This is a genomic window from bacterium (assembly GCA_028821235.1).
In the GTDB taxonomy this organism is placed as follows: Bacteria; Actinomycetota; Acidimicrobiia; order Spongiisociales; family Spongiisociaceae; genus Spongiisocius.
The window spans coordinates 108,864-135,696 of the sequence record JAPPGV010000089.1 but is presented as its reverse complement, the minus strand read 5'-3'; the positions used below and the strand labels follow the sequence as shown (position 1 = coordinate 135,696).

Genomic DNA, 26,833 nt, shown 5'->3' with positions numbered 1-26,833 from the left:
ACCCATATCATCCATCATTCCGGACCCTGAGTCTGTGGGGTATCACCCTGAAACATCCCCCAGACCGGCCGCCGGCCGGGGGTATATCTCCGGTTCCGGGCCCGAACGGCAACCGGACGATGCCAACATAAGCCTCATGCGAAGCCATACCGCACGAGAGGCCACGGCAATGCCGGCACGGCGGGAACGGAACCGCCTGGTGGCCGGCGTGGCCGGAGGGATCGCCGACCAACTAGGCATCCCCGATCTCTATGTCCGCGCCGCCTTCCTGGTTCTCGCGCTCGTATGGGGACTGGGAATACTCCTCTACCTGGTGCTGTGGGCGCTGACCCTGGACAAGACCGCCCGCCAGGATCCTGCTCCGGAGGCGGACGGGGAGCGGCGGGCGGCTTACGTCCTGATGTTCATCGGCTCGCTGCTGCTGCTCCGCAGCCTGGGGATCTGGAGCGGAGACGGTTGGGTCTGGCCCGGACTGGCACTGAGCTTCGGCATCGCCTTCCTGATGGACAGGGGTGACATCGATCCCCGCTCGGCCATCCTGGGACTGTTCGATCCGCAGAGCGGAAGGTTCCGGGCGCGCACGGTGATCGGGATCGTGCTGGCGCTTGCCGGGGTGTCGATCCTCGCCAACGTGGCGGCTCCTGCCGTCGGAACCGTACTGCTGGCGGTGCTGATCACCGGAGTCGGCATGGTCGTGCTCTTCGGACCGTGGGTATGGAAACTAGGAGCAGATCTGGGGGCCGAACGCCGGAAGCGTATCCGCCAGGAGGAACGGGCCGACATGGCCGCCCACCTCCACGACTCGGTACTCCAGACGCTGGCCCTCATCCAGCGGACCGACGACTCGCGAAGGATGGTGACGCTGGCCCGGGTCCAGGAAAGGGAGCTACGACGATGGCTCTACGACACGAGGCCTGCGGACGATCCGGAGCTGCTCTCCGCCGCACTGCAGGAGGAGGCCGACCGGGTCGAACACACCTTCGACGTCCGGGTCCAGCTGGTCACGGTGGGGGACCGCCCCCTCGATGACGACGTCAGGGCGATCATCGCGGCCACGGGCGAGTCGCTGAACAACGCCGCCCGGCACTCGGGCACCGATCGAATCTCCGTCTACTCCGAGGTGGGTAGGGACGCAACGGACGTCTGGATCTCCGACCACGGCGTCGGGTTCGACCCCACCGCGGTGGCCGGAGACCGGCACGGAATCGCCGCGTCCATTGTCGGCCGGATGGAGGGCAAGGGCGGCACCGCCACCATCTCGTCGACGCCGGGGGAAGGTACCGAAGTCCATCTGTATCTGGGAGGAGAGCCCCGATGATCCGCGTCTTTCTGGTGGATGACCACCGGCTGTTCCTCTCCGGGGTCAGGACGGAACTGTCCGATCCGCACGACATAGAACTCATCGGCTCCGCCGGCGATGTGGACGATGCCATCGACGCCCTGCGGCTCGATCCTCCCGACGTGGCGCTGGTGGATGTCCACATGCCGGGAGGCGGAGGCCTCGCGATCCTGGAGAACGTGCTCCAGACCCATCCGCAGGTGAAGTTCCTCGCCCTGTCCGTGTCGGACGCGGCCGAGGACGTCATCGCCATGATCAGGGCCGGGGCCCGTGGATACGTCACCAAGTCGATCCGCCCGGAGGCTCTGGTCGACGCGATCAGGCGGGTCCATGCGGGCGATGCGGTCTTCTCCCCCATGCTGGCCGGATTCGTGCTGGACACCTTCGCCGCCACCATCCCCGTTCCGGAGGATCCCGAACTGGATCAGCTGACCACCCGTGAGCAGGAGGTACTGCGCCTGATCGCCCGCGGCTTCTCCTACAAGCAGGTGGCGCACCGGCTGTACATCAGCCACAAGACGGTCGAGTCCCACGTTTCGGCGGTGCTCAGGAAACTCCAGCTAAGCAACCGCTACGAGCTCGCCAACTGGGCGAGCCGGAGGAGGATCGTCTAGCCCTGGGCCAGGTCCCATACCAAAGGCCCGTCGTGGTGGGTGCCGCACCCCCGCCCATCGCGGTAACGTTGCGGTCTTGAATCCCTGGATGTGACCGCGTACCGGGAGCCTTTGGCCGATGACCGATATACCTTCAGAAGCACCCGCCGAGGTACTGGCCTTCAACGAATGGGTGGCCGACCAGACGCGGCACGCGCCACCTGTGTGGGAAGTGGGCGCCGCGGCGGGCCGCCAGGCCAGGGAGGAGGGCAGGTCATTGATCGGTCCTCCCCGTCTCTCGCCGCGAGCCTCGGTCCGCACCATCGACGGGCCCGGCGGGCCCATCCGGCTGCGGGTCATCCACCCGGAGGGAAGGGCGGCCCGGGGGGTATTCCTGCACATCCACGGGGGAGGATGGGTGTGGGGCGGACCCCACCATCACGACCCTCAGATGACGGCTCTCGCGGACGCAACCGGTCTGATCTCGGTGTCCACCTCCTACCGCCTGGCGCCCGAGCATCCCCACCCGGCCGGTCCCGACGACTGCGAGGCCGCGGCCCTCTGGCTCCACCGGAATGCTGTCGACGCATTCGGGCACGAGCTGGTCGCGATCGGCGGGGAGTCGGCGGGCGGGCACCTCACCGCCGTCACCTGCCTGCGGCTGCGGGACCGCTACGGCCTGACCCCCTTCCGGGCGGCGCTGCTCACCTACGGGGCCTTCGACCTGCGCGGGACACCGTCGATGAGAGCCTTCGGCGACCAGCCACTGATCCTGAACACGTCCTCCATCGACTGGTTCGTGGAGTTGTTCACCGGAGACCGGGACCTCGAGGACCCCGACATCTCCCCCATCTGGGCCGATCTCGGTGGAATGCCGCCGGCGCTGTTCACCGTGGGCACCCTCGACCCGCTGCTGGACGACTCGCTGTTCATGGCCGCCCGCTGGAAGGCCGCCGGCAACCCCGCCCGGCTCGACCTCTGGCCCGGCGGCCTGCACGCCTTCGACCTGTACGACAACGCCTACGGGAATGCCGCCCGGGACAGGATGCACGAATACCTCACCGCGGTTCTCGATGAGGCTCGGTAGCCGTCTCTACGGATCTTCACCCGGCCACCTCCCAACCCAAGGCTCCTGGCGCGCTGGACCTCGCTCTCAACCTAAGGTTGCGGGTGCTGGGGGCGTAGAGCGACCGAGAGGAGGAAGACGTGGACGTATTAGAGGCGATGCGGACGCAGCGCAGCGTCAAGCGTTTCAAGCCGGACCCGGTGTCCGACCACGACATCCGCACCATCCTGACCGCGGCCACCTGGGCACCCAACGGCCACAACGCTCAGCCATGGGAGTTCATCGTGGTCAAGGACGCGGAACTCAAGAAGCGACTCGCCGACCTCTACCGGGAGGGCCTGCAGTTCCTGCTGGACCACCCTCTCCGCCAAGGTCGTACGGAGGTCGACGAGCGCACCTTCGAGAAGACCATGATCAGGAAGTCGGTCTACCTGCGCGACCACCTCGAGAAGAGTCCGGTGCTCATCGTCGTGGCCATGAACCTCGACAAGCACAACCTGCCCCGATACGGGGTCCTCAAGGCCATCCGCACCGAGGCGGTCTACACATCCATCATGCCCTGCGTCCAGAACCTGATGCTGGCGGCCCGTGACCTCGGCCTCGGTACCTGCCTCACCACGGCCCTCAACATCCTCGAGGAGGACGCCAAGATCGCGCTCGGGATGCCGGAGGAGACCCAGATCATCGCCCTGATCCCGCTCGGGTATCCCGCCGACGACTTCAAGCCCGTCACCAGGATCCCGGCCGCGGAGTTCACGCACTGGGACGGCTGGCAAGGACGGGACGTCTAAGCGGCCACCGTTCAGGCCTCGCGGCGGCTGGCTAGCCAGGCACCGAACAGCACCACGCCCGTACCGGCCCATTGGACCGGGAGCACTACCTCCGAACGGAACGCCACTCCCAGCACTATGGCGACGATCGGCAGGAAGTAGATCGCCACACCCCCACGGGTAGGACCCACCCGCCCCACGAAGGAGGCCATGATCACGTACGCCGCACCGGTGTTGAGCACCCCCAGCACGATCACCGCGATCACCGGCCCCATCCTCCAGTGCGAGCCGGCCAGGCCGGCTACGCCGAAGGGCGCGGTGGCGACCGCCCCTACCCCGATCGCCCTCATCATCACGGCCGGAGCCCCGTAGCGCTGCTGGAGCGGTACCGCCAGGTTGATGGATATGCCGTACAGGAAGGTGGCGAGGACCACCAGTGACACCCCCCATGCGCCTACGGTCGAATCGCGGATAGCGGGGACGCTGATGACGATCGCCCCGGCGAAGCCGAGGATGATGCCGACCGCAATGCGGCGCCGGGGCAGGGACCGCATCAGCACGATGGCGGTACAGGTGCTGAAGATGGGCACCAGGGCGTTCAGCATGCCCGCCAGGGCCGAGTCGATGTGCTGTTGGGCGATCGGGAACAGGAGGAAGGGCACGGCGACCCAGGTGAACCCCAGCAGCACCACGCGCGGATAGTCCCGCCGGTCGATCCTCTGCCGGGCCACGGGAACGGCCACCAGCACCAGGAAGCCCAGCGTGACCCTCACCCAACTGATAGCCGTGGGCGCCAGCGACTCCAGGCCGATCTCGATGAGCAGGTACGAGGAACCCCATATGAGGGCCACCCCGGTGAGCAGGGCCCATTCGACGAGACCGAACGGTCCGAGTTGGGATCCCTCGCTGGTGGACAGTACGGGTCTACGAGCGGGACTACGGGAAGGCGGGGACGGCATGGGAGGGACGAGGGTACCGGGCGATCCCTGTCAGGACTCGCCGCGGCTGGTGAGCCAGGCGCCGAACAGCACCACCGCCGTTCCGATCCACTGGATCGGGAGCACGGTCTCGGAGCGGAAGACCGTTCCGAGCAGGATGGCGACGATCGGCAGGAAGTAGATCGCCACTCCCCCTCGAGTCGGGCCCACCCGCCCCGCGAACAGCACCATCAACAGGAAGCCCACCCCCGTGTTCACGAGCCCGAGCATCGTGACCGCCACCACAGGTCCGGCCTGCCAGGTGGACTCCCCCAGGCCGGTGAGGGCGAAGGGCGCGATGACGATCGACGATATCCCCATGGCCCGCGACATCACCGCCGCAGCCCCGTACCGCTGCTGCAGGGGCACCGCCTGGGTGAGTCCCAGCCCGTAGAAGGCTGCGGCCACCACGGCCAGGAAGACCCCCCAGGCCGCCGCCGGCGATTCCGACGCGGCGGGAAGAGCGAGGCTGATCGCTCCCACCAGCCCGAGGAGGAGTCCCGACACCTGGCGGATGCCGGGCAGGGTACGCAGGAACACCATGGCGATCAATGCAGCGAAGATCGGTATGAGGGAGTTGATCATTCCCGCCAGGGCCGAGTCGATGTGTTGCTGCGAGATGGGGCTGAGCAGGAACGGGAAGCTGGTCCACACCAGCGCGAGCGCCGTGATCCGCGGCCAATCCGCCCGGTCCACGGGGCGGCGCGCGGCCGGGAAGGCGGTCATCACCAGGAAGCCGAGCGTGACCCTCACCCACGTGACCACTGCCGGTTCGAGGGCGTCGAGCCCGATGTCGATGAGCAAGTATGACGAACCCCAGATAAGGGCCACGCCGGTGAGCAGTGCCCACTCGACCGGTCCGAAGGCGCCGGGCTGCGATCCCCGGGCCGTGGAGAAGATGGGAGACCGGCCCGATCGGCCGGGAGAGGAGGGCATCGAAGAGCGAGGGTAGCCTTGCCTTCCGGCGCGGCTAGTGGTCTGTCTGTGTAATGGCGGTGTGGTATGGCGTCGGCAGCGGTGTTCCTCGCAAGGCCCGCTGACGAAGGCGTACCCGCAGGGTACGTTGAGGAAGCGGAACGCAGCGACGGGACGCCGATGGCCGCCAGAGCACCCGGTTGTTTCGCAGACAGACCACTAGCTTCCGTTTGCGCTCAGTCGAGGAGAAGGGCCCCATGACCGACTCCCGGGACGGCTCCGGCAGGTTCGCTACCGAGGACTGGGTCTCGGTCTGGCAGGGCTGCGCCCTCATACTCCTGGTCCTGGTGGGGATCAGGCCGGCCATCCCGGACTTCTCGTGGTCCGCCGGACAGCTCGTGGATGCCTTCTCGTGGGGCGCCGTGGCCGCCACCGTGCTGACCGGACTCCTGCTGCTAGCGGTATCGGCTGCGGGGATCCGCCTGATGGGAGGGAGCACGCGGGAGTATCTGATCGGCTTCCCGGCCGTGTTCGCCGTTGCCTGGGCCGTCCGCCTCGTCGCCGGGAACGGTGCCCTGAGGGAATGGGGGATCAGCTACGTGATCGTGGCTCTGGCCGCCGGGCTGGTCATCTCCAACCTGGGATCCGTTCCTACCTGGATGCGGGAGGCGATCCGCACCGAGTACTACATCAAGACGGGACTGGTGATCCTGGGCACCGGCATCGTCTTCGGTGAGATCCTCCAGGCCGGCCTGCTCGGCGTGGCCCAGGCCCTGCTCGTGGTCGTGGTGGTGTGGTACCTCTGTTACCGAATAGCGAGGCGGCTGCGGGTGGACGACGAGTTCGGGACCATGCTGGCGTCGGCGGTCTCGATCTGCGGGGTGTCCGCGGCCATCGCCACGTGCGGCGCCATCGCCGGAGACCGGAAGAAACTCTCCTACGTCACCTCGCTGGTGCTCATCGTGGCGGTGCCGATGACGGTTGTCATGCCGTGGGTCGTGGAGCTTCTGGGTATCCCAGCCATCGTGGGCGGGGCCTGGCTGGGCGGGACCATCGACACTTCGGGAGCGGTTGTCGCGGCGGGTGAGATTCTGGGGGACTCCGCTCTCAACGCGGCCGTGATCGTCAAGTTCTCCCAGAACGCCCTGCTCGGCGTGGCAGCCTTCGCGATCTCGCTCTGGTGGGCATTCCGGGGCAGTGAGGAGAGCGACACGAGACCGACGGCGCGGGTTATCTGGGACCGGTTCCCCAAGTTCGTGCTCGGGTTCATCGCCGCGTCGCTGCTGTTCTCGTTCGTCCTCGGCGCCGACCTGGTCGACTCGACCGGTGCGCTGATGAAAGAGATACGCACCTGGTGGTTCGCGCTGGCCTTCACCTGCATCGGTCTGGAGACCCGCTTCCGCGACCTGGTGTCGATGGACCAGGGCCGCCCGGCCGCCGCCTTCCTGCTCGGACAGGGCGCCAACATCGTCTGGACGTTGCTAGTGGCCACCATCCTCTTCGGCGGAGCGGTCTTCGCCGTTCCCGACCTCTGACCTTCACTCACAGTCGAGGAGCTGATTGCCTCTCGCCCGGGTTCCGCCAGCATGAACGGTATGGCGGAGTTCCGTCACTTCCGTGCCTTCGTGGAGACGTCGTGCGATTCCCTACGCCGTAGTTCGAGTACTAGGCGATCTGTCGTACATCGCCGGAGATGTGGCCAAAGTCACGCGCCAGGGCACCCCGAGATGTATCGACTTCGATGAACTCCGCGATCGCGGGCGACTCGAGAATGCTGTTCTCCGACTGTTCATCGGACTCTTCGTGATAGCGACGATAATCCTCGATGGCCTCACCTACTGACGTCATCGGTTGGGGAAAAGGCTCGCCGTGCTCCCGGATGAGATCCAAGTGAAGGGTCATCGCTTCGCGCATGTTCTGTCTGATCTTGTCAAGACTCCCGCCGGTAGCAACACATCCTGGTAGGTCAGGGGCGTATGCCGAGAGGTTGTGCGTGCCGGCCTCGTACACCACCGCATACCGCAACTTCATAAGGGCTCCTGATCAAGTCCTGCTTGCTTGAGAATACTCTTCCATGTCTTCGGATGTAATTGATCGTTCATATGGCCAGGAATGGTGACGGTTCCTGGTTTCACGGGATGCCGGTACTGTCGGTGGCTGCCACGTGTCCGCGCCAGTTCCCAGCCATCCCCCTCAACAATCCGAAGGGCTTGACGGACCCTAACCCGTCGAGGCATGTCCGACTTCAGTCAAGGACTCGCTCATCTGGGTGCCCGTTGGTCCCGTGCCGTTCCGCTTTATACAAATGAGCCGAGGCTTCGGCACCGCCTAATACGCCGAGCACCTCCGAGCCTCGTGCTCATTGACAGGTATAACGGGCCTGTACCAGGCATTCCAGCCCCTTCCGTCCCAGGAGATCGGCACCGGGCTGGCCCACGCACGAGGATCGGCCCGGGTCAAATACCGCCCGTCACGTAGACGATCTGGCCGGTCACGTAGCTGCTGTCCGGGCTCGCCAGGAAGTCGACGACCGAGGCCACCTCCTCCGGTTGGCCGATCCGTCCCAGGGCCGTGGCGGCCGCCGCCGGCCCTGCGAACTCCTCCCAGCTCAGGCCCCGGTGGCCGGCGCCGTCCCGGGTCATGCGGGTGTCAATGAAGCCGGGCGCCACTGCGTTGACCCGGATGCCCTCCGGCCCTAGCTCCCTGGCAAGGGAACGGGTGAGACCCATGATGCCCGCCTTGGCCGCTCCGTAGTTGGCATGCCCGACTATGCCGCGGGCGGCGACCGAGGAGACCAGCACCACGCTCGGGCTGGACGACTGTCGCAAGGCGGGCAGCGAGGCTCTGACCAGCGCGAAGGAGCCGGTCAGGTGGACATCCAGGACGGAGGACCAGACCGCCACGGACATATCCGCCAACTCTGCGCCGACCTGGTTCCCGGCCGCCGCCACCACCGTGTCCAGGCCTCCCATCTCGGCCACCAGGCTGTCCACCGCCTGCCCGACCGCGTCGACGTTGGTGACATCGACGACACGTACCTCCGCGACCCTCCCCGCGGCCCGCAGTTCTGCTGCGACCTGCTCCGCCGGATCCCGGTCACGGTCGATCACTCCGATGGCCCGGAACCGGTCGGCGAGCTTGCGGCAGACGGCGGCCCCGATCCCGCGGCCTCCCCCGGAGACGATGGCCACCCGGCTCACCGGTGAGTCACGGGTGCTCAGCCGAGGCCGAGAGATCGGGCGAGGAACGTCGCCATCTCGGCTCGGGTGACCGCTTGGGCGGGGCAGTAGAGCGGCGGGTTCGCCTGGCATCCGGCCGTGACTCTGGCGGCCCATAGGGCGTCGATGGCTGCCCGGTGGACGCTTCCACCGGTATCGCCGAATCCTGCTGGAGGGGCGTCTTCGAGGTCGAAGGCGCGCACCAGGAACGACGCCATCTCGTCCCGTGTTACCGGGCGGTCAGGGCAGAAACGTAGCGGCTGGAGCGCGTATCCTGCGGTGATGCGGAGTTCCGACAGCCGCTCCACGTAGGGAAGCCACCACGCATCCGTGTCCACGTCGGCGAACGACGACGTGGAGACCGCAGATGGCTCGCGGCCGTCGCGCGCCCGAACCAGCCACACCGCCATGGTCCATCGCTTGATCGGCTCGTTCGGACAGATGCCGTCCGCGCACTCGGTGCCGTCCAGGATCCCCCTTCCGGCCAGGGCTTCCAGCGCCGCCTCATGAGTGTTCCCCATCGCGTCGACGAACACGGGACAGGTCCCGACCCCGGTGCTCGGCAAGCTGTCTACGATGGACCGGGGCACGCACAGGTCGTTGCCGGAAAGATCGAGCCGGACGAGCTCGCTCAACCGGCCGATCTCCTCCGGTATCGATCCCGTCAAGCCGTTACCGAACGGGCCGCTCAGGTCGATCCCGGTGACCCTTCCCTCGGAGTCGGTGGCCACACCGTGCCACCTGCTCGGGTGCGCGCCGGTCTTCCAGCTCCACGCGTTGAACCAGCCCTCCCCGCCCGTGTCGTTGAACAACGCCACGAGCGCGGCGCGATCTCCCGCATGGACAGGAATACCCGGCCCGGCGGGACCGTACGTGTAGTTGGCGGCGGCGTTCAGGAGCGTCCTGCGGAGACGGTTGCAGGATCCGAGGAGGATGATGTTTGGCTGGTTCGCGATCATCGAGAACGTGATCGCCTCGCCGCCGGCCGCCACAGCCGTCCCCGCCAGGGAGATCACATGGTCCAGCGAGCCCGTCTTGCCCTTGACGGTAAGGAGCTGGTCCTGGTTTCCCCTAGACCGGACGGGGTGGCAGTTTCTCAGAGTGCCCGTCTCGCCCGCCACGGCCAGACCCTCCACCAGCGGCGAACCGGGGCCGGCCTCCTCCAGCAGTCCGGCGACCGCGCCGCAGGTGAGGCGGTTGGAGTAGGACAGGCCCGAGCCATCGGCGATCAGCAACCCGTCCGCCGCCCGCCCCAACTTGTCCCGGAGGATGGTCTGAACATCGGCCACCGCAGAGGCGCGGTCCGAGCCCCCGCCCCGGCGGCCGATCTCCTTCAGCAGCATCTCGGCGATGGTGTTGTCGGAACGGGTCAGCATGCGAGCCACGATCTCGGACAGAGGCGGGGATTCGACCGCCCCGAGCATGGTCCGCTCGCTCGGAGCCGGCGCCACGCCCGCCACCGGCCGCCGCGTGATCACCATCCGTCGCGCCTCGAGGAAGTCGTCGAATACCGAAGCGGCGTGCTGCGCGGGCTGCGCCGCCCGCACGCTCTGGCGGCGGCCCGCGGAGAATACCGAGCTGGAATACCGCGAGAACCCGCTGTTGAGGAGCAGGGCCGACAGCGGTCCGGAGTGGTTGGCGGTCACGAAGGAGCGTCTCCACACCGGGTCCGTCTCGCCGGCGATAACCTCCCCGGAGTAGTCGCGCTCCTTGTCGGGATACCACGACTCGTCTCCCACGATCCGGCCCTCGATCCTCCTGACGCCATGGGCGGATAGGGCGTCCATCACCTGGTTGGCCAGGCCCGTGATGTCGGTGTGGGCCACCGGCACCTCGTAGCGGTTGATGAAGCGGGGCGTGGACAGCACCGGGTCGCCCTGACCGACGAGGTACACGTCGCCCGTCAGGACGCCGTCGGTGATCGACTCGAGGTCCTCGGTCCGGACAAACACTTCCGTGGTGAAGACCTCGTCCGGGCTCATCACCTCGAAGGCAGCCGCGGCAGTGGCCACCTTCATCAAGGACGCGGGGGTGAAGGCGGTACCGGACCGCGATTCGAAGATCGGATCACCATCCAGCATCACCGAGAGGCACATCGAGTCGGGAGCTTCCCGCAGGTTGAGCACGGCCGCGAACTCCCTCGCCAACCGATCCCTCTCCGCCTGCGCGAGCGGTGCTGATCCATCCGGGGAGGCGCCGTACGCGGCACCAGGCGGTACCACCAGGGTGACGGCCAGCAGCAACGTGACGGCGCCCAGGCCTCCGGCCCGTCCATGCCGGTTTCTCCGGAGGGCCCGGGAAGTTCCGTCCAGACCCTTCATCCCCCTGCCCCGCGCATAGCCGGATCCGGGGTGAGTCGGCATCGTGACGAGCGGACTTCCTGCAGCTCATCCAGGGTCCGTTCTTCCGTCGAGCACCGGTCGTTGGTGACCACCGATGCCGACGCAAGCAGCTGTGAATAGGGATAAGTGGGCCGGTCGGACAGGTCAGCGCCCTTTCCGTATGTTGCGAATCCTCGCCCGAACCGACGCAGATTCGGATTCGCCGGCCCGGGCAAGCATGCGGTCCACCTCGTCCCGGTACCGCGGGAAGTGAAGCGCCAGTTCGTTGAATCCGTTATAGGCCCACGCCCTGACGAACTTGCGCTCGCTCTCAAGACAGGCATCCAGGAACTGCTCCGACACCGACGCTGTCGTCCTCGGAAATGTCCAGATAGGGCAGGCACTGGAGGATGTGCAGCTTGGCTTCCCAATGCTCCTGCCCCGACAGCATTCCGAGGACCGCACGGCAACCGGCAACGGATAGCGAGTTCCCCACCTCGAGGTACTTCTTCAGCAGCCAGGTCGCCGCCCGCTGCAATTCGACATCTGAAATATGCGCCAGGATCGTCGCAACAAAACCCTCTTCTGCGCTATGGCGCTCATATGTCGACTGCAACACGGCGGCGGATTTGCCGTCCCAGGCGGCAATCTCCTCCGACAATGTCGTAGTCACATCCGGCTCCGGTGATGTCAGGCAGTGGCATCGCAGCCTAACGGGGTTCCAAGGCACAGCGATCGCTTCCGGTACCAGACGACGAGCGACCGCGAGTCAGCTCCAGCAGGTCTCGGAGCAGCTGCTCGGGTACTCGTGACACGGGCTGCGGAGGCCGTCGATCCGCACGATCTTCGTCTTCTTGCGCCCCACGGCCTCACCCGGCAGGCCCTCGGCGTTTCCCTGTCCCCTCGGCGTCCCTGTCGTCCGGACCTGGAACTCCAGGAAGAGTCGGCGATCAGCCCCTCACTGCTGCTTCTTGCTGCGCCACTTCTGGATCATTGTCCATGCGCCCAGCAGCATCACCCCGAGCAGAACAAGTATCCACAGCCCCACCACGATCCCCAGTATCCATCCGATCATGGGAGAAGCCCGTCCCCGACCGACCAGCCGCCGCCTTGAGAGAGTACGGACAGCCAAGCTGTACCCCGGTACTCGGAAACATCGAACACAAGCCGGACCCTACCGGGCTGTACTCGGCCCTGGGTCAGTCGCGCGGGAGGATCTGATCCGGTGGAGCGAGTAGCCACTCGTAAGCTACGGATTCGTAACCGCCCGGTATCCGGATAGCGGCACCGAACGGTTACACCGCGAGCGATCGTGGAACGTCCGAAGCACGTCGCCTTGACCAGCGGCCACTAGGCCAAAAGGCCCGACTTCAATTCAGAGTATATGTGATTAGGGTGCCCGAATATTCTTTCATCGGGTTACTTGACAGTCATCCTATAGTCTACCTACTCTCACATCGAGGTGGTGAGTCGCCTGCGCTTGAGTAGCCCCGAATACAGAAGGGACGCACGTGAGATCTGCAGTCGCGGCGGTGGTGATGGTCCTTGGATTGGTGGGGGTCTCCTGTGGGGGTGGGGACGAGAAGGTTACGGTGTACTCGGGGCGTACCGAGAACCTGATCGGGCCGATCCTCGAGGACTTCACCGAAGCTACCGGCATCGAGGTCGTGGTCCGGTACGGAGAGTCGGCCGACCTGGCGCTGCTCATCGACCAGGAAGGGGATCGGAACCCGGCCGACGTGTTCATCTCCCAGAGCCCGGGCGCGGTGGGTTTCCTGGCCGGGGAGGGCCACCTCCGGCCCATCGACCAGTACGCTCTCCAGGCGGTCCCTGGGGAGTTCCGGAATGCCGGAGGTCTCTGGGTGGGGATGTCGGGCCGGGTCCGCGTCATCGTCTACAACCGCGATCTCGTGGATCCCGCCGAGCTTCCCGCCTCGGTCTTCGATTTGACCGACGAGCGATTCCGCGGACGAGTCGGGGTGGCGCCCGCCAACGGCTCGTTCCAGGACTTCGTGACAGCCATGCGGGAGGTCCACGGCGATGGAGTGGCTCTGGAGTGGCTCAAGGCGTTGGAGGCCAACGACGCCCGCGCCTACGCCAACAACACCTCGATCGTCCAGGCCGTGGGCCGGGGTGATGTCCCGATGGGCCTCGTCAACCACTACTACAACCTTCGCGCCAAGGCCGAGGATCCGGGCGTCGCCTCGGAGAACTACTACTTCCCCGACCGCGACATCGGCTCCCTACTGATCGTCACGGCGATCGGGGTGCTCTCCACCACCGATGTCCCCGAACTAGCCGATCAACTCGTGGAGTTCATGCTCAGCGAGGAGGCCCAGCGTTTCCTCAGCGAGCAGGCTTTCGAGTACCCACTGGCGGCCGGTGTGGCACCATCCTCCGTACTGCCCCCTCTTCCGAGCTTGGGTGTCGCCACCTACGATTTCGATCGGCTCGGAGGCGGGCTGGAGCGGACTAAGGAACTGATCGATGAAAGCGGGCTCGAGTCCTTCTGACACCTCGGCTCCGGCCATAGCCCGGCGCCGGAGCCGCCACCCCGGTCTCCTGGTGGCGGTGGCGCTATCGGGCCTACTCTTCCTCTTCCCCATCGGCTACCTGGCGTGGGAAACCCTGCACCTCGGGGGGGACTTCTGGACGACCGTCCTCGGCGAGCGCACCCTGCGGCCACTGCGCAACTCGCTGCTGATCGCCTCGGCTACCGCCGTGTCTTGCATGATCCTCGGAACCACGCTTGCCTGGCTCGTAGCCCGCACGGACCTGGTGGCGCGGCGGTTCTGGCGGGTGGTGCTGCCGCTACCGCTGGTCATCCCCTCTTTCGTGGGCGCCACCGCCTTGCTGTCGGCCTTCGGTCGGGGAGGACTGGTGCCTTTCATCCCCAGGATCGAAGGGTTCTGGGGAGCGTTAATCGTCCTGACAGCGCTCAGCTATCCCTACGTCTACCTCCCCGTCCTGGCGCGTCTCTCCACCACGGTCGCCACGCAGGAGGAAGCGGCGCGGCTCCTGGGCAGCCGCCCCGGACGTACGTTGATCCGGGTAGTCCTGCCGAACATCCGCGACACGGTGGCGGCCGGAACCATGCTGGTGTTCCTCTACGGGCTGAGCGACTTCGGTGCGGTGGCGCTGATGCGCTACGACACCATCGCGAGGGCCATCTTCTCGTCCCGCCTGTTCGACCGAGCCACTTCCCTGACACTCGGGCTGGTGCTCGCCGTCCTGGCGCTGATCGTGGCGCTGATCGAGCGGGCAGCCTCACCTGACCGGCAACCCGGCACGGGAATCGGGAGGGAGCAGGTGCGGTACCGGCTCCGCAGGTCGGCGGCCCCGGCCGCAGTGCTCGCCGGCGGGGTGGTCGGCGTGGCTCTGGTGGCCCCCGTCGCGGTGTTCATGCTCTGGGTGATCCGGGGCTCGACCACGGTCGGGGTCGGCTATTCGGGCATCGGGGACGGGCTCGGCTTTCTCGTCCGGCCCATCCTCAACTCGGCTGTCGCCTCGGTTGTCGCCGGGCTGTGCGCAGTGGCCGTCACGCTACCCGTGGCCTACGCGGCCGCGAGGCGTAGAAACTGGGTGTCGAGTTCGGCCGCCGCTTCAGTGACCTCTGTCTTCGCCCTGCCCGGGCTGGTGGTCGCACTGGCGATCGTCTTCTGGGCCATCCGGGCGCCCGGCCCGCTGGCGGCGCTGTACCAGACGTTCCCCTTGCTCGTGCTGGCCTACGTGCTGCACTTCGGCGCCCAGTCGATGAGGGCAACCCAGGCGGCGATAAGGGACGTGCCCTCGCGCTACGAAGACGCCGCCCGCACTCTCGGGGTATCCGCCCGCCGCCGTCTCTTCGCCATCGACCTACCGCTGGTGACGCCCGGTCTGGTAACAGGAGGAGGCCTGGTCCTGCTGTCCACGCTCAAGGAACTGCCGGCCACGCTGCTCCTCGCCCCGATCGGGTTCGAGACGCTGGCCACACTGATATGGAGCGCAGCGGAGGACGGGTTCTTCGCCGAGGTCGGCATCACCTCGTTGGTCCTCATCGCGCTGTCGGGACTCCTCACCTGGATGTTCATGCTTCGCCGCGAGCTGAAGGTGTGACGACCGGTCTCCGGAGCACTGCAACCTTGGTGTCCTCGGCATCTTGACATGACTTTCGGAACAGGCCCGGCTCCCACCTTGACACCAGCAGGGCCGGATGCAAACATTCCGCACCAACAACGCGCTTATCAAGAGCGGTGGAGGGACAGGCCCTACGAAACCGCGGCAACCGATCCGTTCGGTGCCAATGCCTGATCGATGAGACAGCCTGCGGCGGACTCCGCTGTCGGCGCTCACTACGGAGCGCGTAACGACAAAGGAGAACTGCTGACCATGTCCCTTCACGGAACCCCCTTCGGCCTGATGCCGGCCCGCGCCTTCCCCGTTTGCGCCATGCACGCGTGTTCGTGCTCTCGGGTGAGAAGCCCGGGACGGCTCGGCCTGTCCCGCTGATCGCCAGCACCCGAGAGCAAGATCCGGCGTCAGGAATATGCCCATCCGGAGTGCAACGCGCACCCGGACGGGTACGACTACGAAAGGACATCCATGACTACCAAGACCGAACAGCAACTCAACGACGTAGACCTGCAGGCGGTCGGCGCCCTGGTCGCCGCCGTGGCGGACGACCCGGAGCAGGGCCAGACCGAATGGCAGGCCACCGTGAACTGGACGGGCGCCTTCCGCTCAGAGGTCTCGATCCGGGACTTTGACCCGATCCCCTCCGACGAGCCGGCCGGACTCGGCGGCACCGACACCGCCCCCAATCCGGCGGAGCAGGTGCTCGGAGCGCTCGGCAATTGCTTGGCGGTCGGATACGCCGCCAACGCTACGGCGGCCGGAGTGGAGATCAACGACCTCAAGATCGAAGTCAGCGGCGATCTGGACCTGCATACCTTCCTGGGTCTGAAGCCCGGCCACGCCGGCTACGGAGGCCTGTCGGTGAAGGTCCACCTGGACTCCGATGCCACGGAGGAGCAGCTTGCCGCCCTCCACGACAAGGTCGTCAACAGCTCCCCGGTCGGACACACGCTGAGTAACCCGGTACCGCTGAACATAGAACTGGCCTGATCGACTGATCATCGCGTCGGACCCGCACCGGCTTCCTGGATTCCCCGCACAGTCGGGGACCACCGGATCCGGAGCGGGTCCCCGCGCCGATCAACCCCGGGTCACCCTCTTCGTCGACTTCGCCTCGATGCCGGACTCCCTTGCATGCGCTGTGGAGCACGATCCTGCCCGACTAGCCGGCGCCGGAACCATCGACCTCGTCTTGCACAGAGACTGATCGGTCGTGTTCGCGGGATTGACGACCCACGGACGGGTTAGCGGCCTTCGGGAATAGCCAGTAGCCGGAAATCGGTGATCTATCTGCAATCGTGCGAACACTCCGTCCTCCCTCGAATGGTGTTGTGGGAGACCTCGATTGCCCGGACCAGGATCGGTAGGAGGAAGGGCCGGCAACCGGTCGCAGGCTGCGCCCGTATGCAGCTAACTTAGGTGGTCGAGGCAGTGGCCGAGCGATCGCGCGATCGGCCTGGACGGCAGGTCCGGGGCGCGGTACAGGACTCACGTCAGCAGCACGTACGGAGGTCAGCAGAATGCCAACGATGAAGGCCGCGCAGGTTCACGAAGACCTGAGCCTGAACGTGAACGATGTGGAGAGACGATCTCCGGGACCCGGCGAGGCCTTGGTCCGGCTCCATGCGGCGGGGGTGTGCGCCACCGATCTGCATGTTCTCGAAGGGATGATCCAGCCTGACGAGTACCCGATGACCGTGGGACATGAGGCGGCCGGAGTCGTGGTCGAGGTCGGCTACGGATCGACCGTGTCGGTCGGCGACCGGGTGGCTGTCTACAACAAGATCTTCTGCGGCGCGTGCGAGCAGTGCCTGGTCGGTCGCCAGAACATCTGCGACAACGAGCCCGGGCAGTTCGGCTTCAACCTGGACGGAGGGTATGCGGAGTACATCACCGCTCCGGCCCGCAACCTGGTGGCGCTTCCCGACAACGTGGACTTCGGAACCGCCTCCGTCCTGGCATGTGCCGGTATGACCGCGGTCCACGCCGCCCATCTCTCGAACATGAGCGTCGGTGAGACGGCCGTGGTGAACGGTATCGGCGGGGTCGGCTCGATGGTCCTCCAGGTCGCCGTCCTGGCCGGCGCCCGGGTCCTCGCCGTCGCCGATACCGAGGACAAGCTGGAGATGGCCAAGTCGTACGGCGCCTCCGGAGGGGTCGTAGTGCCGGACGCCGCGGGCTACGAAGACCTGCCCGACCGGATCCGTGAGTTGACGGGAGGCCGTGGCACCGACCTCTTCTTCGAGCTGGTCGGAACGACCAAGACCATGCTGGCCGGCCTCCGCTCCCTGGCCAAGCACGGTCGGTTCGTTTCCACCGGGTACACCGGCGAGTCGCTGGAGGTACATCCGATCGAGTTCATCCTGCCCGAGACCGTCTGGGTCTCAACCGTCGCCGCCACGGTCCGCGACCTGGCCGACGCCATCCGCCTGGCCGCGGGCGGGCACATCTCGGTACCGGTTGCCGCCACCTACCCGCTCGACGGAGCGGGCGAAGCACTGGAGAACCTGAGGCAACGGCGGGTGCTCGGCCGCCAGATCCTCACCCTGGCCTGAGAGGGGAGCAACCGGAACATGACCGTGATAGAACGCCCCAGCCTCGACTTCCTGACCCGACCCAAGCGCCTCTTCATCGGCGGCGAATGGGTGGACGGAGTCGATACTTTCGAGACGACCGACCCCGCCACCGGCGAAGTACTGGCCGAGATACCGGTCGCCGGCCCGGACCAGGTCGACCAGGCCGTGGAGGCGGCGGCGCATGCCTTCGAGAACGGTTGGCGCGACATGGCGCCCACGGAGCGCCAGCGGCTCATCTGGGGTCTGGGCGACCTGCTGGACGAGCACAAGGACGAGTTCGCCGTGCTCGAGGTTCTCGACAACGGAAAGCCCCTGTGGGAGGCGGAGTTGGTCGACATCGCCCTGTCGATCGAGATCCTCCGCTACTACGCGGGTTGGGCCACCAAGATCCACGGTGACCTGCTCCCGAACAGCATTCCCGGGTTGGTCAGCATTCGCAAGCGGGAGCCGATCGGCGTCGTGGCGGCCATAGCACCCTGGAACTTCCCGCTGCTCGAGATCATCTACAAGCTCGGACCGGCGCTGGCAGCCGGCTGCACCGTCGTCGGGAAACCTGCCACCTGGACGCCGCTCACCACACTGCGCTTCGCGGAACTGGTGAACGAGGCCGGGATCCCGCCGGGAGTGATCAACATCGTGACCGGTCCCGGTCCCGAGGTCGGAGGAGCGCTCGTGTCCCATCCGGGGATCGACAAGGTGGCCTTCACCGGTCAGACCAGTACCGGCCAGGAGATCCTCAGGCAGGCCATTCCCTCCCTCAAACGTGTTTCGCTGGAGCTGGGTGGGAAGAACCCCAACGTGGTCTTCGCGGACGCCCACCGGGAAGCCGCCATGGCGGGCGCGTTCGGAGGAGCGTTCTTCAACCAGGGCCAGGCCTGCGTGGCCGGATCCCGGCTGTTCGTGGAGGACTCGATCGCCGACGAGTTCGCCGAGGAACTGACCGAGAAGGCCAAGGGCGTGCGCCTCGGCCAGGGTCTGAACCCCGACTCCCAGATGGGCCCGCTGGTCTCGGCGTCCCACCGGGAGACGGTGAGAGGATTCGTCACCGTCGCCGGCGACGAAGGCGCCGACGTCGTGGCGGGCGGGCGGGACGCCAACGTGGAGGGTCTAGAGGGCGGGTACTTCCTGGAGCCGACGGTGATCGACCGGGTGACCAACGACATGACAGTGGCCCAGGAGGAGATCTTCGGACCCGTGGTGTCGATCCTGCGGTTCTCCGATTGGGACGAACTCATCTCGCTGGCCAACGACGTAAGCTATGGACTCGCGGCCGGGGTGTGGACATCCGACGTCAACAAGGCGCTGAAGTTCGCAAACGCGGTGCGCGCCGGCACGGTGTGGATCAACACCTACGGCATGTTCGACGTCGCCGTTCCGTTCGGCGGCCAGAAGATGTCGGGCTTCGGGGGACGTGAACTGGGCGAGGAGGCGCTGGACGCGTACCTCCAGCCCAAGTCGATCTGGATAGACACGGAGGCGGTGATCCCGACCCAGGGACAGGGCATCTCGCGCTGACCCGAGGCCGCGCCGCCGGTTGGCTCGGCGGGCTGAGTACGCGCGGACACCCGACAGGGTGATCATCTATCGTTCCGGACGACCGCGGACAAGGAGGCTCGGGGTGGAGAAGCTCGTACAACCAGGCTGGCTAGAAGAGAACAGGTCGGCCTCCGATCTACGCATCCTCGACTGCTCGGTGGTCTTCGAGAGGCCGGGCGGCGTGCTCAACATCGAGAGCGGCAGGCCCAGATGGGATCGGGAGCACATACCGGGAAGTGTCCATGTCGATCTCATGACCGAACTGGCCGACCAGACCGCGGAAGCCCTGTTCATGATGCCGTCCACCGATCAGTTCGTGTCCGTCATGGAGTCGGTCGGCGTCGGCGAGGGAACGAGGGTCGTCCTGTACGACTTCGACATCAACATGTGGGCCACCAGGGTGTGGTGGATGCTCCACTCCATGGGCTTCGACGAGGCCGGGGTCCTCGATGGCGGGCTTAGGCGCTGGAAGTCGGAGGGCCGGCGTGTAACCAGTGATCCTGCGCCGCGGCATCCGAGGGCCGCATTCACTGTCCGGCCCCGACCGGGCACTTTCGTCGGAAAGGAGGAGGTGCTCGCTGCTATCGAGGACGAAGACGTCGCCATAGTCGACGCCCTGCCGGCGGCCCACTACAACGGAACGATTCAGTTCTACCAGCGTCGCGGCCACATCCCGACCGCCGTCAACGTACCGGCCGGTTCCCTCGTCGATCACGACACCCACGCCTATGCAGGCATCGACGAACTGCGAAGCCGGGCCGCCCCCGCACTCGAGACCGGGTCCAGCCGGAAGATCGCCTACTGCGGAGGCGGCATCTCCGCCGCCAGCACGGCCTTCGCTCTTTCCCTCCTCGGTGTCGAGCAGGTTTCGATCTACGACGCCTCGATGGGCGAGTGGGCGAATGACCCTTCCTTGCCACTCGAAGACCCGTCGTCCGGATGATCCGAAGCGGTCTGCCGGCGAGAGAGGAGACGGGTGGGCGCTGACGCGATAGCGCGGACGGCGATCAAATCAGTGGACCTCGATCTGGCCGTCGAGCTCTGCCGGGAGGTGTCGCGCATCCCGAGCGTCCTGGGCGAGGAGGGACCCCTGGCGGCGTTCATCGCCGGCACGCTCGGGGATCTCGGGTTCGAGAAGGTGAAACTCCAGCCCGTCCTGGCCAACCGGCCCAACGCGATCGGGGAGCTCTCGTTCGGTCCGGGCCGGAGGGTGGTGCTCACCGGCCACCTCGACACCAAGCCGGTCTCGCATGGCTGGACGGTTGCCGAACCGTACTCGGGCGACTTCGTCAACGACCGCGTGTACGGCCACGGGATCATGGACATGAAGGGGGCCCTGGCCTGCCAGATCGCGGCGCTGGCAGGACTCAGGAAGGCCGGCCTCCCGCTCTCCGGGACAGCCGCCTTCGCGGCGGTGTCGGACCACATGGGGGACCAGCGGGGGTCGATCGCATACTTCGAGGCCCACCCGGCCGACCTGTGCGTTCTGGGAGAGTTGAGCGAGAGCACTATCTGCCTGGGCCATCGGGGCCGGTACTACTTCGACATCCATGTCTACGGACGCTCCGCCCACACCTGCCACAAGTACGACGCCGTGAACGCCAACTACCTGGCCGCGCTGGCGGTCATCGAGTTGGACGCCTCCCGGCTGGAGCCTCAACTGGAGCCCTGGGTGGCGGAGATGTTCGGCAGCGAGACGTTCATGTCCCCCGGCCGGATCTACGGCGGGTTACCCCCGGGCGGCCCGTCCATGATCCCCGACGAGTGCGTGATCCGGGTCGACTGCCGGCCCCAGCCGGGTGTCAGCAAGGCGACAGTCCGGGCCGAGATCGACCGTGCCCTGGCCGCAGCGGCGGAAAGGGACCCCCGGTTCAGAGCCGAGGTGGTGCTCGCCGACGAGAAGCCCGGCCATCTCGTGGATCGGGAGTCCGATGTGGTGACCCTGATGATGGAGGCTGTCCGGGCGGCGCGGCCGGGACAGGAGCCGTCGCTGCGGGTCGAGGGCTGGCTGGGCGACACCTCCAGCTTCGGGCCGCTGGTCGAGACGGTGATCTTCGGTCCGGGTGGGGAACCCGTCTACGCGGCCGACGAGAACCTCTCCGTCCCCGACATACACGACGCCGCCAAGGTTTACGCCGCGTTCGCAGCATTGGCTCTCTCGGCATGAAGTACCCGGGTTTCGACACCGTGCTCGACTCGTGCCTGCGAATACGGCCGGGTGAGGAGGTTCTGCTGCTGACCGACGAGGGCACGGACGCGCAGGTCGTGGCCGGGCTCGTGGATGGGGTGTCGTCCCGGAGGGCCGTCCCTGTCATTGCCGCCATGCGGATGCCCTTCATTCCGGGTGCCGAGCCACCCGCGGCGGTGGCCGCCGCCCTCCTATCGGCCGGCGCCGCCATCGAGCTGACCAGCCTGTTCATCGGATCGAGCCGGGCCCGTCAGCGCGCCTCGGCGGCCGGGGTCAGGTACCTGGCGATGCCCGGCGTCGAGTTGGGCACATTCCGCTCCGGAGGCCCCCTGACGGTCGACTTCGACTCCCAGCGTGCCGTCGCCGTCAAGGTGGGAACCGCTTGGGATCGCGGGTCCGGGTTCAGGCTCACCAGCCCCGCCGGGACCGATCTGCGAGGCTCGATCGAGAACAGGGCCGGACGCGTGCTGGACGGGATCGCCCGGGCCGACGGCCAGTACATGGCGCCACCCGACATCGAGGCCGGCACCGCGCCGGTCGAGGAAACCACCTCCGGAGTTGCCGTGATCGACGGCGACCTGCTCTTCATGGGCAGAGGACCCCTTCCCGAGCCGGTCGTGATGCACTTTGAGGACGGACGGATGGTGGGTGTGGAGGGCACCCACCGGAACCGGCTCCTCGAGATGATCGCTCGATGTGACGACGACCGGATGAGCAACCTCGCCGAGGTCTCCATGGGCCTAAACCCGCTCGGAACCATCTGCGGGGTCCCCATGGAGACCGAGTCGGCGCTGGGGACGGCCCACATAGCCCTCGGCAACTCCATCGCCTACGGAGGGACGGTCGACGCAACCGCCCATCTCGACTGCGTGATGGCGGCCGCCACCCTCGAGATCGACGGCGAGGTGGTGATCAGCGACGGGGAGTTGACGGAGTGAAAAGGCCCCGGATCCTCCTGGCCAAGCCCGGTCTCGACGGCCACGACCGCGGCGTGAAGGTCATCGCGATGGCCCTCCGGGATGCCGGCGCCGAAGTGATCTTTCTCGGCCTCAGGCAATCACCGGAGCAGATCATCACCGCGGCGATCGAGGAGAGCGCCGACGTGATCGGCATTTCGGTGCTGTCCGGAGCCCACCTCGCCCTGGGCCGCCAACTGGTGGAGGAACGAGGCAAGGCCGGAATCGCTGGCGTTCCGATCGTCATCGGCGGGACCATTCCCGAAGCGGACGCCGACGCGCTGCGGGGGATCGGGATCTCCCGAGTGTTCCCGGTCGGATCCCCCCTGGATGAGGTGGTGAACGGGATGTTCCGTGAGGCCTCCGCCGGCGTCGCGCCATGACCGGCGATCGCCGTACCGACTCGGGCATCCCGGTCGCTCCCCTATACACGCAGGACGATGTCGGGGGGTTCCGGCCCGGGGACCATCTGGGCCTCCCCGGCCACCCTCCCTTCACCAGGGGCCCGTACGAGACGATGTACCGCGGGCGCCTGTGGACGATGCGCCAGTTCGCAGGGTACGGCAGCGCCGAGGACGCCAACGACCGCTTCCGCTTCCTGCTGGAACAGGGCCAGACGGCGCTCTCGGTGGCCTTCGACCTGCCCACCCAGCTCGGCTACGACTCGTCGCATCCCATGGCCCGCGCCGAAGTCGGCCGGGTGGGGGTGGCTGTCGATACCGCCGACGACATGGCCGCGTTGTTCGACGGTCTGCCCCTCGACAAGCTCTCGGTGAACTTCACCATCAATGCCACGGCGCCGATCATCCTGGCGTTCTACCTGGTGACGGCCGAGCGCCAGGGCGCGTCCTACGCGGACCTCTCGGGGACGCTCCAGAACGACCTGCTCAAGGAGTTCCTGGCCCGCAAGGCGTTCATCTTCCCTCCGGCCGCATCGATGCGGCTCGTGGCGGACATCGTGGAATGGTCGTCCGAACACCTGCCCCGGTTCAACCCGATCTCCATAACCGGGTACCACGCCAGAGAGGCCGGATGCAATGCCGTCCAGGAACTGGGCCTGACCATGTCATCCGCCATCGCATATGCGGAGGAACTGCTGGCCCGAGGATTGTCCTTCGACTCCTTCGCGCCCCGGTTCTCCTTCCACTTCGCCACCACGATGAACCTGTTCGAGGAGGTCGCCAAGCTGAGGGCGGCCCGGCGACTCTGGTACGACACGGCCACTACCCGCTTCGGCGCCAAGGATCCCCGCTCCGCACGGCTCCGCTTCTTCTCCGGTAACTCGGGTACCACCCTCACCGCCGCGCAGCCTCTCAACAACATCATCCGCTCGACCATCCAGTGCCTGGGCGCGGTGCTGGGCGGCGCCCAGTCCGTACACGTGATGGGCTATGACGAGGCCTACGAGCTTCCCACCGAGGAGGCCGTCACGCTCTCCCTGAGGACACAGCAGATCGTGGCACACGAGTCCGGGGTCGCCGACACGGTCGACGCCCTGGCGGGCTCCTACTACGTCGAATGGCTCACCAGCGAGGTGGAACGCCGGGCTCGCGAGATCATGGCCGCCGTGGAGGAACTGGGGGGAGCGGTCGCGGCGCTCGAGTCGGGTACACCCCAGCGGTGGATAGCCGCTGAGGCCTACCGGACGGAGCGGGAGATCGCCGACGGATCGAGGGTCCGGGTGGGCGTGAACCGCTACGTGGACGACGCGCTGGCACAACACGAGCCGCGGCTGTTCACCCTGGATCCCAAGATCGGGGAACTCCAGATCGCTCGCACGGAACGAAGAAGGGCCACCCGTGACGAGTCTGCAGCCAGGACGACGCTCGCGGCCCTGCGCGAGGCCTTGCGCACCGGAACCAACGTCATGCCCCCGATCATGGACTGCGCGAGGGCCGGAGGGACGCTCGGCGAGATGAGCGACATGATGAGGAACGAGTACGGAGAGTTCCGGGAACCGAGTCCCTGGTGACCGGCAACGGCATGCTGGACGGCATCCGAGTTGTCGATCTGACCAGGTTCGTCTCGGGAGCGTATGCCTCCTTCATTCTGGCGACCCTGGGCGCGGAGGTTCTCAAGATCGAGGGCCCGGCCGGTGGAGACCCCTACCGGAACCAGGGAACCGCGCGCGTGGGGGACCAATCGGTGCTGTTCATGACCCTCAACAGCGCCAAGAAGAGCGTCGCTCTCGACTTCCGAGCAGAGGATGCCCGCCCCGCGATGGATGGGCTCCTGGCCTCCGCGGATGTCCTGCTGGAAAACGGACGGCCCGGAAGCCTCGCCAAGTACGGGCTCGACTACCCCGCGGTCCACGCCCGGTTTCCCTCCCTGGTCTACGGGTCGGTCTCCGGCTTCGGAGACGTGGGTCCCGACGCCGGGAAGGGTGGGTTCGATCTCATTCTCCAGGCCTCCGGCGGCCTGATGAGCGTCACGGGGCATGAAGCGACCGGGCCCGCCAAGATCGGCGTCCCGGTCACCGACATCGGAGCTGGGCTCGCCTGCGTGGTCGGGGTGCTCGCCGCGCTGGCCGAGCGGGAACGAACCGGCCTCGGGCGCCAGGTCTCCACCTCGCTGCTCGAGTTCTCGCTGGCCGCGCTGGCCACGGTAGCGACGCCGTACCTCGTGAACGGCGAGGTGCCCGGCCTGCTGGGCAGCCACTCCCCCACCTTCGCCCCTTACGGAGCATTCCGCGCCCGCGACGGGCACTTCGTGGCCGCCGGCGCCGGATCGGAGGCAATCTGGCGCCGCTTCTGCGAGACGCTCGGCGCATCGCACCTGGTAGAAGACCCTCGCTTCGCCGACAACGCCTCCCGGGTGGCGGCTCGTGACGAACTGACCGCCGAGATCGAGTCGATCACCACCCGGAAGGACGTAGCCGAGTGGCTGACCCTGTTCGCAGAGGCTCAGGTACCGGCGGACCGTATCAACGACATCGGCGGGGTACTGGACGGGTCCCAGGCTCGGGCACTCGGCTCGGTACAGACGCTGGAGCACGACACGGCGGGCCCCTACCCTGCGATCGGCCTGCCGCTCCGGATCGACCGTGAACCCTTGCCGATCCCCCGGCCTGCGCCCCTCCTCGGCCAGCACACGCGGGAGTCACTGCTCGAGGCCGGTATGGAGCCCGCCTACATCGATGCGCTCTTCGCAAGCGGGATGGCGGCCGAGCCGGGATGACCGAAGATGCAGCCGCGGTCATCCTCGCACGGACCGTCGAGCTGGCAGCAGTCCCCGGGCCTCCTCTTGACGAGGCCGACCGGGTAACCGTCGTAGAACGGTGGTGGCGCGCGGACGGGCTACGGCCGCAGGTCGACCGGGCGGGAAACGTTGTCGCCCGACTCCGTGCGGGAGAAGGTCCGGCAACGTTCGTGGCCGCCCACCTCGACACGGTTTTCGGCCGGGACATCCCCCATGGGACCGAGCAGCGGGACGGCCGTCTCCATGGTGTCGGGGTCGGTGATAACACCGTGGCCATCGCTGCCCTGTCACTGCTCGACCGCCTCCTGCCGGAGGACCTGTCGCGGCCGGTGTGGATAGCGGCCACCACCGGCGAGGAGGGCCTAGGCAACCTCGCCGGAGCACTCCACCTCGTGGAGCATCCTCCGGCCGGGATGAGCGCGTTCATCGCGCTGGAGGGCAACTACCTCGGACGGGTGGCGACGGTGGGTGTCGGGTCGGTCCGCCGGCTGGTCGAACTCGAGGGTCCGGGAGGGCACGCCTGGGAGGCTGCTGACGCGCCCAGCGCCATCCACGACCTGGCGAGGATCATCGTGGGCCTGGAACATCTCCTGCCGGACGCCAGGTCCCGAGCCCGGTGCTCGCTCAACGTAGGACACATCGAGGGGGGCGAGTCGATCAACGCTCGTGCCCGCCGCGCAGCGCTGCGGGTCGACATCCGCTCCGCCGACCCGGAGGTCCTTGACCACCTCGATGCCTCGGCGCGCCGCGTGGTGGAGGCCGAGTCACAGCTGGCGGCGACCTACCAGGAACTGGGCAAGCGGCCTGCCGGGTCGATCCCGGAGACGCATCCTCTGGTGGCGGCCGCCGACGCCGCCCTGGCCGCGGTCGGGATCGATGCGGCGCACGTCGCAGCCAGCACTGACGCCAACGCCGCCTACGCGGCCGGCATTCCGGCGGTCACCATCGGCATCACGTTCGGATCCGGCGAGCACACACCCGGGGAGTGGATCGAGACCGAACCGATCGGAACCGGACTCGCCGCGCTGGCCGATACCATCCTCCGCTACGACAGGAAGGCAGGATGA

Annotated in this window: 23 protein-coding genes, 1 pseudogene and 1 riboswitch; of the genes and pseudogenes, 17 read left to right on the top strand and 7 right to left on the bottom strand. The window is 67.1% G+C overall.

What is annotated here, in order from left to right:
* The first annotated feature begins 169 nt into the window (after window positions 1-169).
* The 4 genes from OXK16_10630 (at window position 170) to OXK16_10615 (ending at window position 3,789) form a co-directional block, all read left to right on the top strand.
* Window positions 170-1,318, top strand: a complete 1,149-nt coding sequence (locus tag OXK16_10630; protein MDE0376404.1) for a PspC domain-containing protein — start codon at window positions 170-172, stop codon at window positions 1,316-1,318.
* The gene (locus OXK16_10625; GenBank protein MDE0376403.1) at window positions 1,315-1,953 is read left to right on the top strand and encodes a response regulator transcription factor; all 639 of its coding nucleotides are present in this window, start codon (window positions 1,315-1,317) and stop codon (window positions 1,951-1,953) included. The genes OXK16_10630 and OXK16_10625 overlap by 4 nt, the downstream gene beginning before the upstream one ends.
* A gap of 118 nt (window positions 1,954-2,071) precedes the next feature.
* The gene (locus OXK16_10620) at window positions 2,072-3,019 is read left to right on the top strand and encodes an alpha/beta hydrolase (GenBank protein MDE0376402.1); all 948 of its coding nucleotides are present in this window, start codon (window positions 2,072-2,074) and stop codon (window positions 3,017-3,019) included.
* 119 nt (window positions 3,020-3,138) lie between these two features.
* Window positions 3,139-3,789: a nitroreductase family protein gene (locus OXK16_10615; protein MDE0376401.1), complete on the top strand. Its 651-nt coding sequence runs from the start codon at window positions 3,139-3,141 to the stop codon at window positions 3,787-3,789.
* 11 nt (window positions 3,790-3,800) lie between these two features.
* On the opposite strand, the gene OXK16_10610 is transcribed toward OXK16_10615, so the two are convergent.
* Window positions 3,801-4,727 carry a DMT family transporter gene (locus tag OXK16_10610; protein MDE0376400.1) on the bottom strand — a complete coding sequence of 309 codons (927 nt, stop codon included), beginning with the start codon at window positions 4,725-4,727 and terminating at the stop codon, window positions 3,801-3,803.
* A gap of 30 nt (window positions 4,728-4,757) precedes the next feature.
* Window positions 4,758-5,681, bottom strand: a complete 924-nt coding sequence (locus tag OXK16_10605; protein MDE0376399.1) for a DMT family transporter — start codon at window positions 5,679-5,681, stop codon at window positions 4,758-4,760.
* Between the two features lie 236 nt (window positions 5,682-5,917).
* Here OXK16_10605 and OXK16_10600 point away from each other — a divergent pair, with 236 nt between their 5' ends.
* Window positions 5,918-7,195 carry a putative sulfate exporter family transporter gene (locus OXK16_10600; protein ID MDE0376398.1) on the top strand — a complete coding sequence of 426 codons (1,278 nt, stop codon included), beginning with the start codon at window positions 5,918-5,920 and terminating at the stop codon, window positions 7,193-7,195.
* A gap of 307 nt (window positions 7,196-7,502) precedes the next feature.
* On the opposite strand, the pseudogene OXK16_10595 reads toward OXK16_10600, so the two are convergent.
* The 5 genes and pseudogenes from OXK16_10595 to OXK16_10575 form a co-directional block, all read right to left on the bottom strand.
* A pseudogene (locus tag OXK16_10595) lies at window positions 7,503-7,685 on the bottom strand (type II toxin-antitoxin system HicB family antitoxin).
* Window positions 7,686-7,687: 2 nt separating this feature from the next.
* Window positions 7,688-7,897 (bottom strand): type II toxin-antitoxin system HicA family toxin, encoded by a 210-nt coding sequence (locus tag OXK16_10590; GenBank protein ID MDE0376397.1) that lies wholly within the window; start codon window positions 7,895-7,897, stop codon window positions 7,688-7,690.
* Between the two features lie 219 nt (window positions 7,898-8,116).
* Complete coding sequence (locus OXK16_10585) at window positions 8,117-8,860, bottom strand: SDR family NAD(P)-dependent oxidoreductase (protein ID MDE0376396.1); 744 nt, start codon at window positions 8,858-8,860, stop codon at window positions 8,117-8,119.
* Between the two features lie 17 nt (window positions 8,861-8,877).
* Window positions 8,878-11,199 (bottom strand): D-alanyl-D-alanine carboxypeptidase, encoded by a 2,322-nt coding sequence (locus OXK16_10580; GenBank protein MDE0376395.1) that lies wholly within the window; start codon window positions 11,197-11,199, stop codon window positions 8,878-8,880.
* Window positions 11,200-11,530: 331 nt separating this feature from the next.
* Window positions 11,531-11,872 carry a hypothetical protein gene (locus OXK16_10575; protein ID MDE0376394.1) on the bottom strand — a complete coding sequence of 114 codons (342 nt, stop codon included), beginning with the start codon at window positions 11,870-11,872 and terminating at the stop codon, window positions 11,531-11,533.
* Between the two features lie 838 nt (window positions 11,873-12,710).
* On the opposite strand from OXK16_10575, the gene OXK16_10570 reads away from it, so the two are divergent.
* From OXK16_10570 to OXK16_10515, 12 genes are all read left to right on the top strand, one after another.
* Window positions 12,711-13,712 carry an iron ABC transporter substrate-binding protein gene (locus tag OXK16_10570; GenBank protein MDE0376393.1) on the top strand — a complete coding sequence of 334 codons (1,002 nt, stop codon included), beginning with the start codon at window positions 12,711-12,713 and terminating at the stop codon, window positions 13,710-13,712.
* The gene (locus tag OXK16_10565; GenBank protein ID MDE0376392.1) at window positions 13,687-15,294 is read left to right on the top strand and encodes an iron ABC transporter permease; all 1,608 of its coding nucleotides are present in this window, start codon (window positions 13,687-13,689) and stop codon (window positions 15,292-15,294) included. Before OXK16_10570 ends, OXK16_10565 begins: the two co-directional genes overlap by 26 nt.
* Window positions 15,295-15,416: 122 nt before the next feature.
* Window positions 15,417-15,499, top strand: a riboswitch (SAM riboswitch).
* A 281-nt stretch (window positions 15,500-15,780) separates the two neighbouring features.
* Window positions 15,781-16,302 (top strand): OsmC family protein, encoded by a 522-nt coding sequence (locus tag OXK16_10560; protein MDE0376391.1) that lies wholly within the window; start codon window positions 15,781-15,783, stop codon window positions 16,300-16,302.
* Window positions 16,303-16,841: 539 nt separating this feature from the next.
* Complete coding sequence (locus OXK16_10555; protein MDE0376390.1) at window positions 16,842-17,867, top strand: alcohol dehydrogenase catalytic domain-containing protein; 1,026 nt, start codon at window positions 16,842-16,844, stop codon at window positions 17,865-17,867.
* A gap of 18 nt (window positions 17,868-17,885) precedes the next feature.
* The gene (locus OXK16_10550) at window positions 17,886-19,403 is read left to right on the top strand and encodes an aldehyde dehydrogenase family protein (GenBank protein ID MDE0376389.1); all 1,518 of its coding nucleotides are present in this window, start codon (window positions 17,886-17,888) and stop codon (window positions 19,401-19,403) included.
* Between the two features lie 103 nt (window positions 19,404-19,506).
* Window positions 19,507-20,367 (top strand): sulfurtransferase, encoded by an 861-nt coding sequence (locus tag OXK16_10545; GenBank protein ID MDE0376388.1) that lies wholly within the window; start codon window positions 19,507-19,509, stop codon window positions 20,365-20,367.
* 33 nt (window positions 20,368-20,400) lie between these two features.
* Window positions 20,401-21,591 (top strand): M20/M25/M40 family metallo-hydrolase, encoded by a 1,191-nt coding sequence (locus OXK16_10540; protein ID MDE0376387.1) that lies wholly within the window; start codon window positions 20,401-20,403, stop codon window positions 21,589-21,591.
* Complete coding sequence (locus OXK16_10535; protein ID MDE0376386.1) at window positions 21,588-22,550, top strand: hypothetical protein; 963 nt, start codon at window positions 21,588-21,590, stop codon at window positions 22,548-22,550. Before OXK16_10540 ends, OXK16_10535 begins: the two co-directional genes overlap by 4 nt.
* Complete coding sequence (locus OXK16_10530; protein ID MDE0376385.1) at window positions 22,547-22,951, top strand: cobalamin-dependent protein; 405 nt, start codon at window positions 22,547-22,549, stop codon at window positions 22,949-22,951. The genes OXK16_10535 and OXK16_10530 overlap by 4 nt, the downstream gene beginning before the upstream one ends.
* Entirely contained in the window at window positions 22,948-24,540 is a 1,593-nt protein-coding gene (locus OXK16_10525) for a methylmalonyl-CoA mutase family protein (protein ID MDE0376384.1), read from the top strand. The genes OXK16_10530 and OXK16_10525 overlap by 4 nt, the downstream gene beginning before the upstream one ends.
* Window positions 24,537-25,745 carry a CoA transferase gene (locus tag OXK16_10520; protein MDE0376383.1) on the top strand — a complete coding sequence of 403 codons (1,209 nt, stop codon included), beginning with the start codon at window positions 24,537-24,539 and terminating at the stop codon, window positions 25,743-25,745. The genes OXK16_10525 and OXK16_10520 overlap by 4 nt, the downstream gene beginning before the upstream one ends.
* On the top strand, window positions 25,742-26,833 hold the full coding sequence (locus OXK16_10515) for a M20/M25/M40 family metallo-hydrolase (protein ID MDE0376382.1): 1,092 nt from the start codon (window positions 25,742-25,744) through the stop codon (window positions 26,831-26,833). The genes OXK16_10520 and OXK16_10515 overlap by 4 nt, the downstream gene beginning before the upstream one ends.

Excerpts from the sequence above, each read along its gene's own strand:
- OXK16_10555 (MDE0376390.1), top strand. The coding sequence starts at position 16,842 with ATGAAGGCCGCGCAGGTTCACGAAGACCTGAGCCTGAACGTGAACGAT.
- OXK16_10550 (MDE0376389.1), top strand. The coding sequence starts at position 17,886 with ATGACCGTGATAGAACGCCCCAGCCTCGACTTCCTGACCCGACCCAAG.
- OXK16_10620 (MDE0376402.1), top strand. The coding sequence starts at position 2,072 with ATGACCGATATACCTTCAGAAGCACCCGCCGAGGTACTGGCCTTCAAC.
- OXK16_10565 (MDE0376392.1), top strand. The coding sequence starts at position 13,687 with ATGAAAGCGGGCTCGAGTCCTTCTGACACCTCGGCTCCGGCCATAGCC.
- OXK16_10515 (MDE0376382.1), top strand. The coding sequence starts at position 25,742 with ATGACCGAAGATGCAGCCGCGGTCATCCTCGCACGGACCGTCGAGCTG.
- OXK16_10580 (MDE0376395.1), bottom strand. The coding sequence starts at position 11,199 with ATGAAGGGTCTGGACGGAACTTCCCGGGCCCTCCGGAGAAACCGGCAT.
- OXK16_10590 (MDE0376397.1), bottom strand. The coding sequence starts at position 7,897 with ATGCCTCGACGGGTTAGGGTCCGTCAAGCCCTTCGGATTGTTGAGGGG.
- OXK16_10535 (MDE0376386.1), top strand. The coding sequence starts at position 21,588 with ATGAAGTACCCGGGTTTCGACACCGTGCTCGACTCGTGCCTGCGAATA.
- OXK16_10600 (MDE0376398.1), top strand. The coding sequence starts at position 5,918 with ATGACCGACTCCCGGGACGGCTCCGGCAGGTTCGCTACCGAGGACTGG.
- OXK16_10630 (MDE0376404.1), top strand. The coding sequence starts at position 170 with ATGCCGGCACGGCGGGAACGGAACCGCCTGGTGGCCGGCGTGGCCGGA.
- OXK16_10625 (MDE0376403.1), top strand. The coding sequence starts at position 1,315 with ATGATCCGCGTCTTTCTGGTGGATGACCACCGGCTGTTCCTCTCCGGG.
- OXK16_10525 (MDE0376384.1), top strand. The coding sequence starts at position 22,948 with ATGACCGGCGATCGCCGTACCGACTCGGGCATCCCGGTCGCTCCCCTA.
- OXK16_10560 (MDE0376391.1), top strand. The coding sequence starts at position 15,781 with ATGACTACCAAGACCGAACAGCAACTCAACGACGTAGACCTGCAGGCG.
- OXK16_10610 (MDE0376400.1), bottom strand. The coding sequence starts at position 4,727 with ATGCCGTCCCCGCCTTCCCGTAGTCCCGCTCGTAGACCCGTACTGTCC.
- OXK16_10605 (MDE0376399.1), bottom strand. The coding sequence starts at position 5,681 with ATGCCCTCCTCTCCCGGCCGATCGGGCCGGTCTCCCATCTTCTCCACG.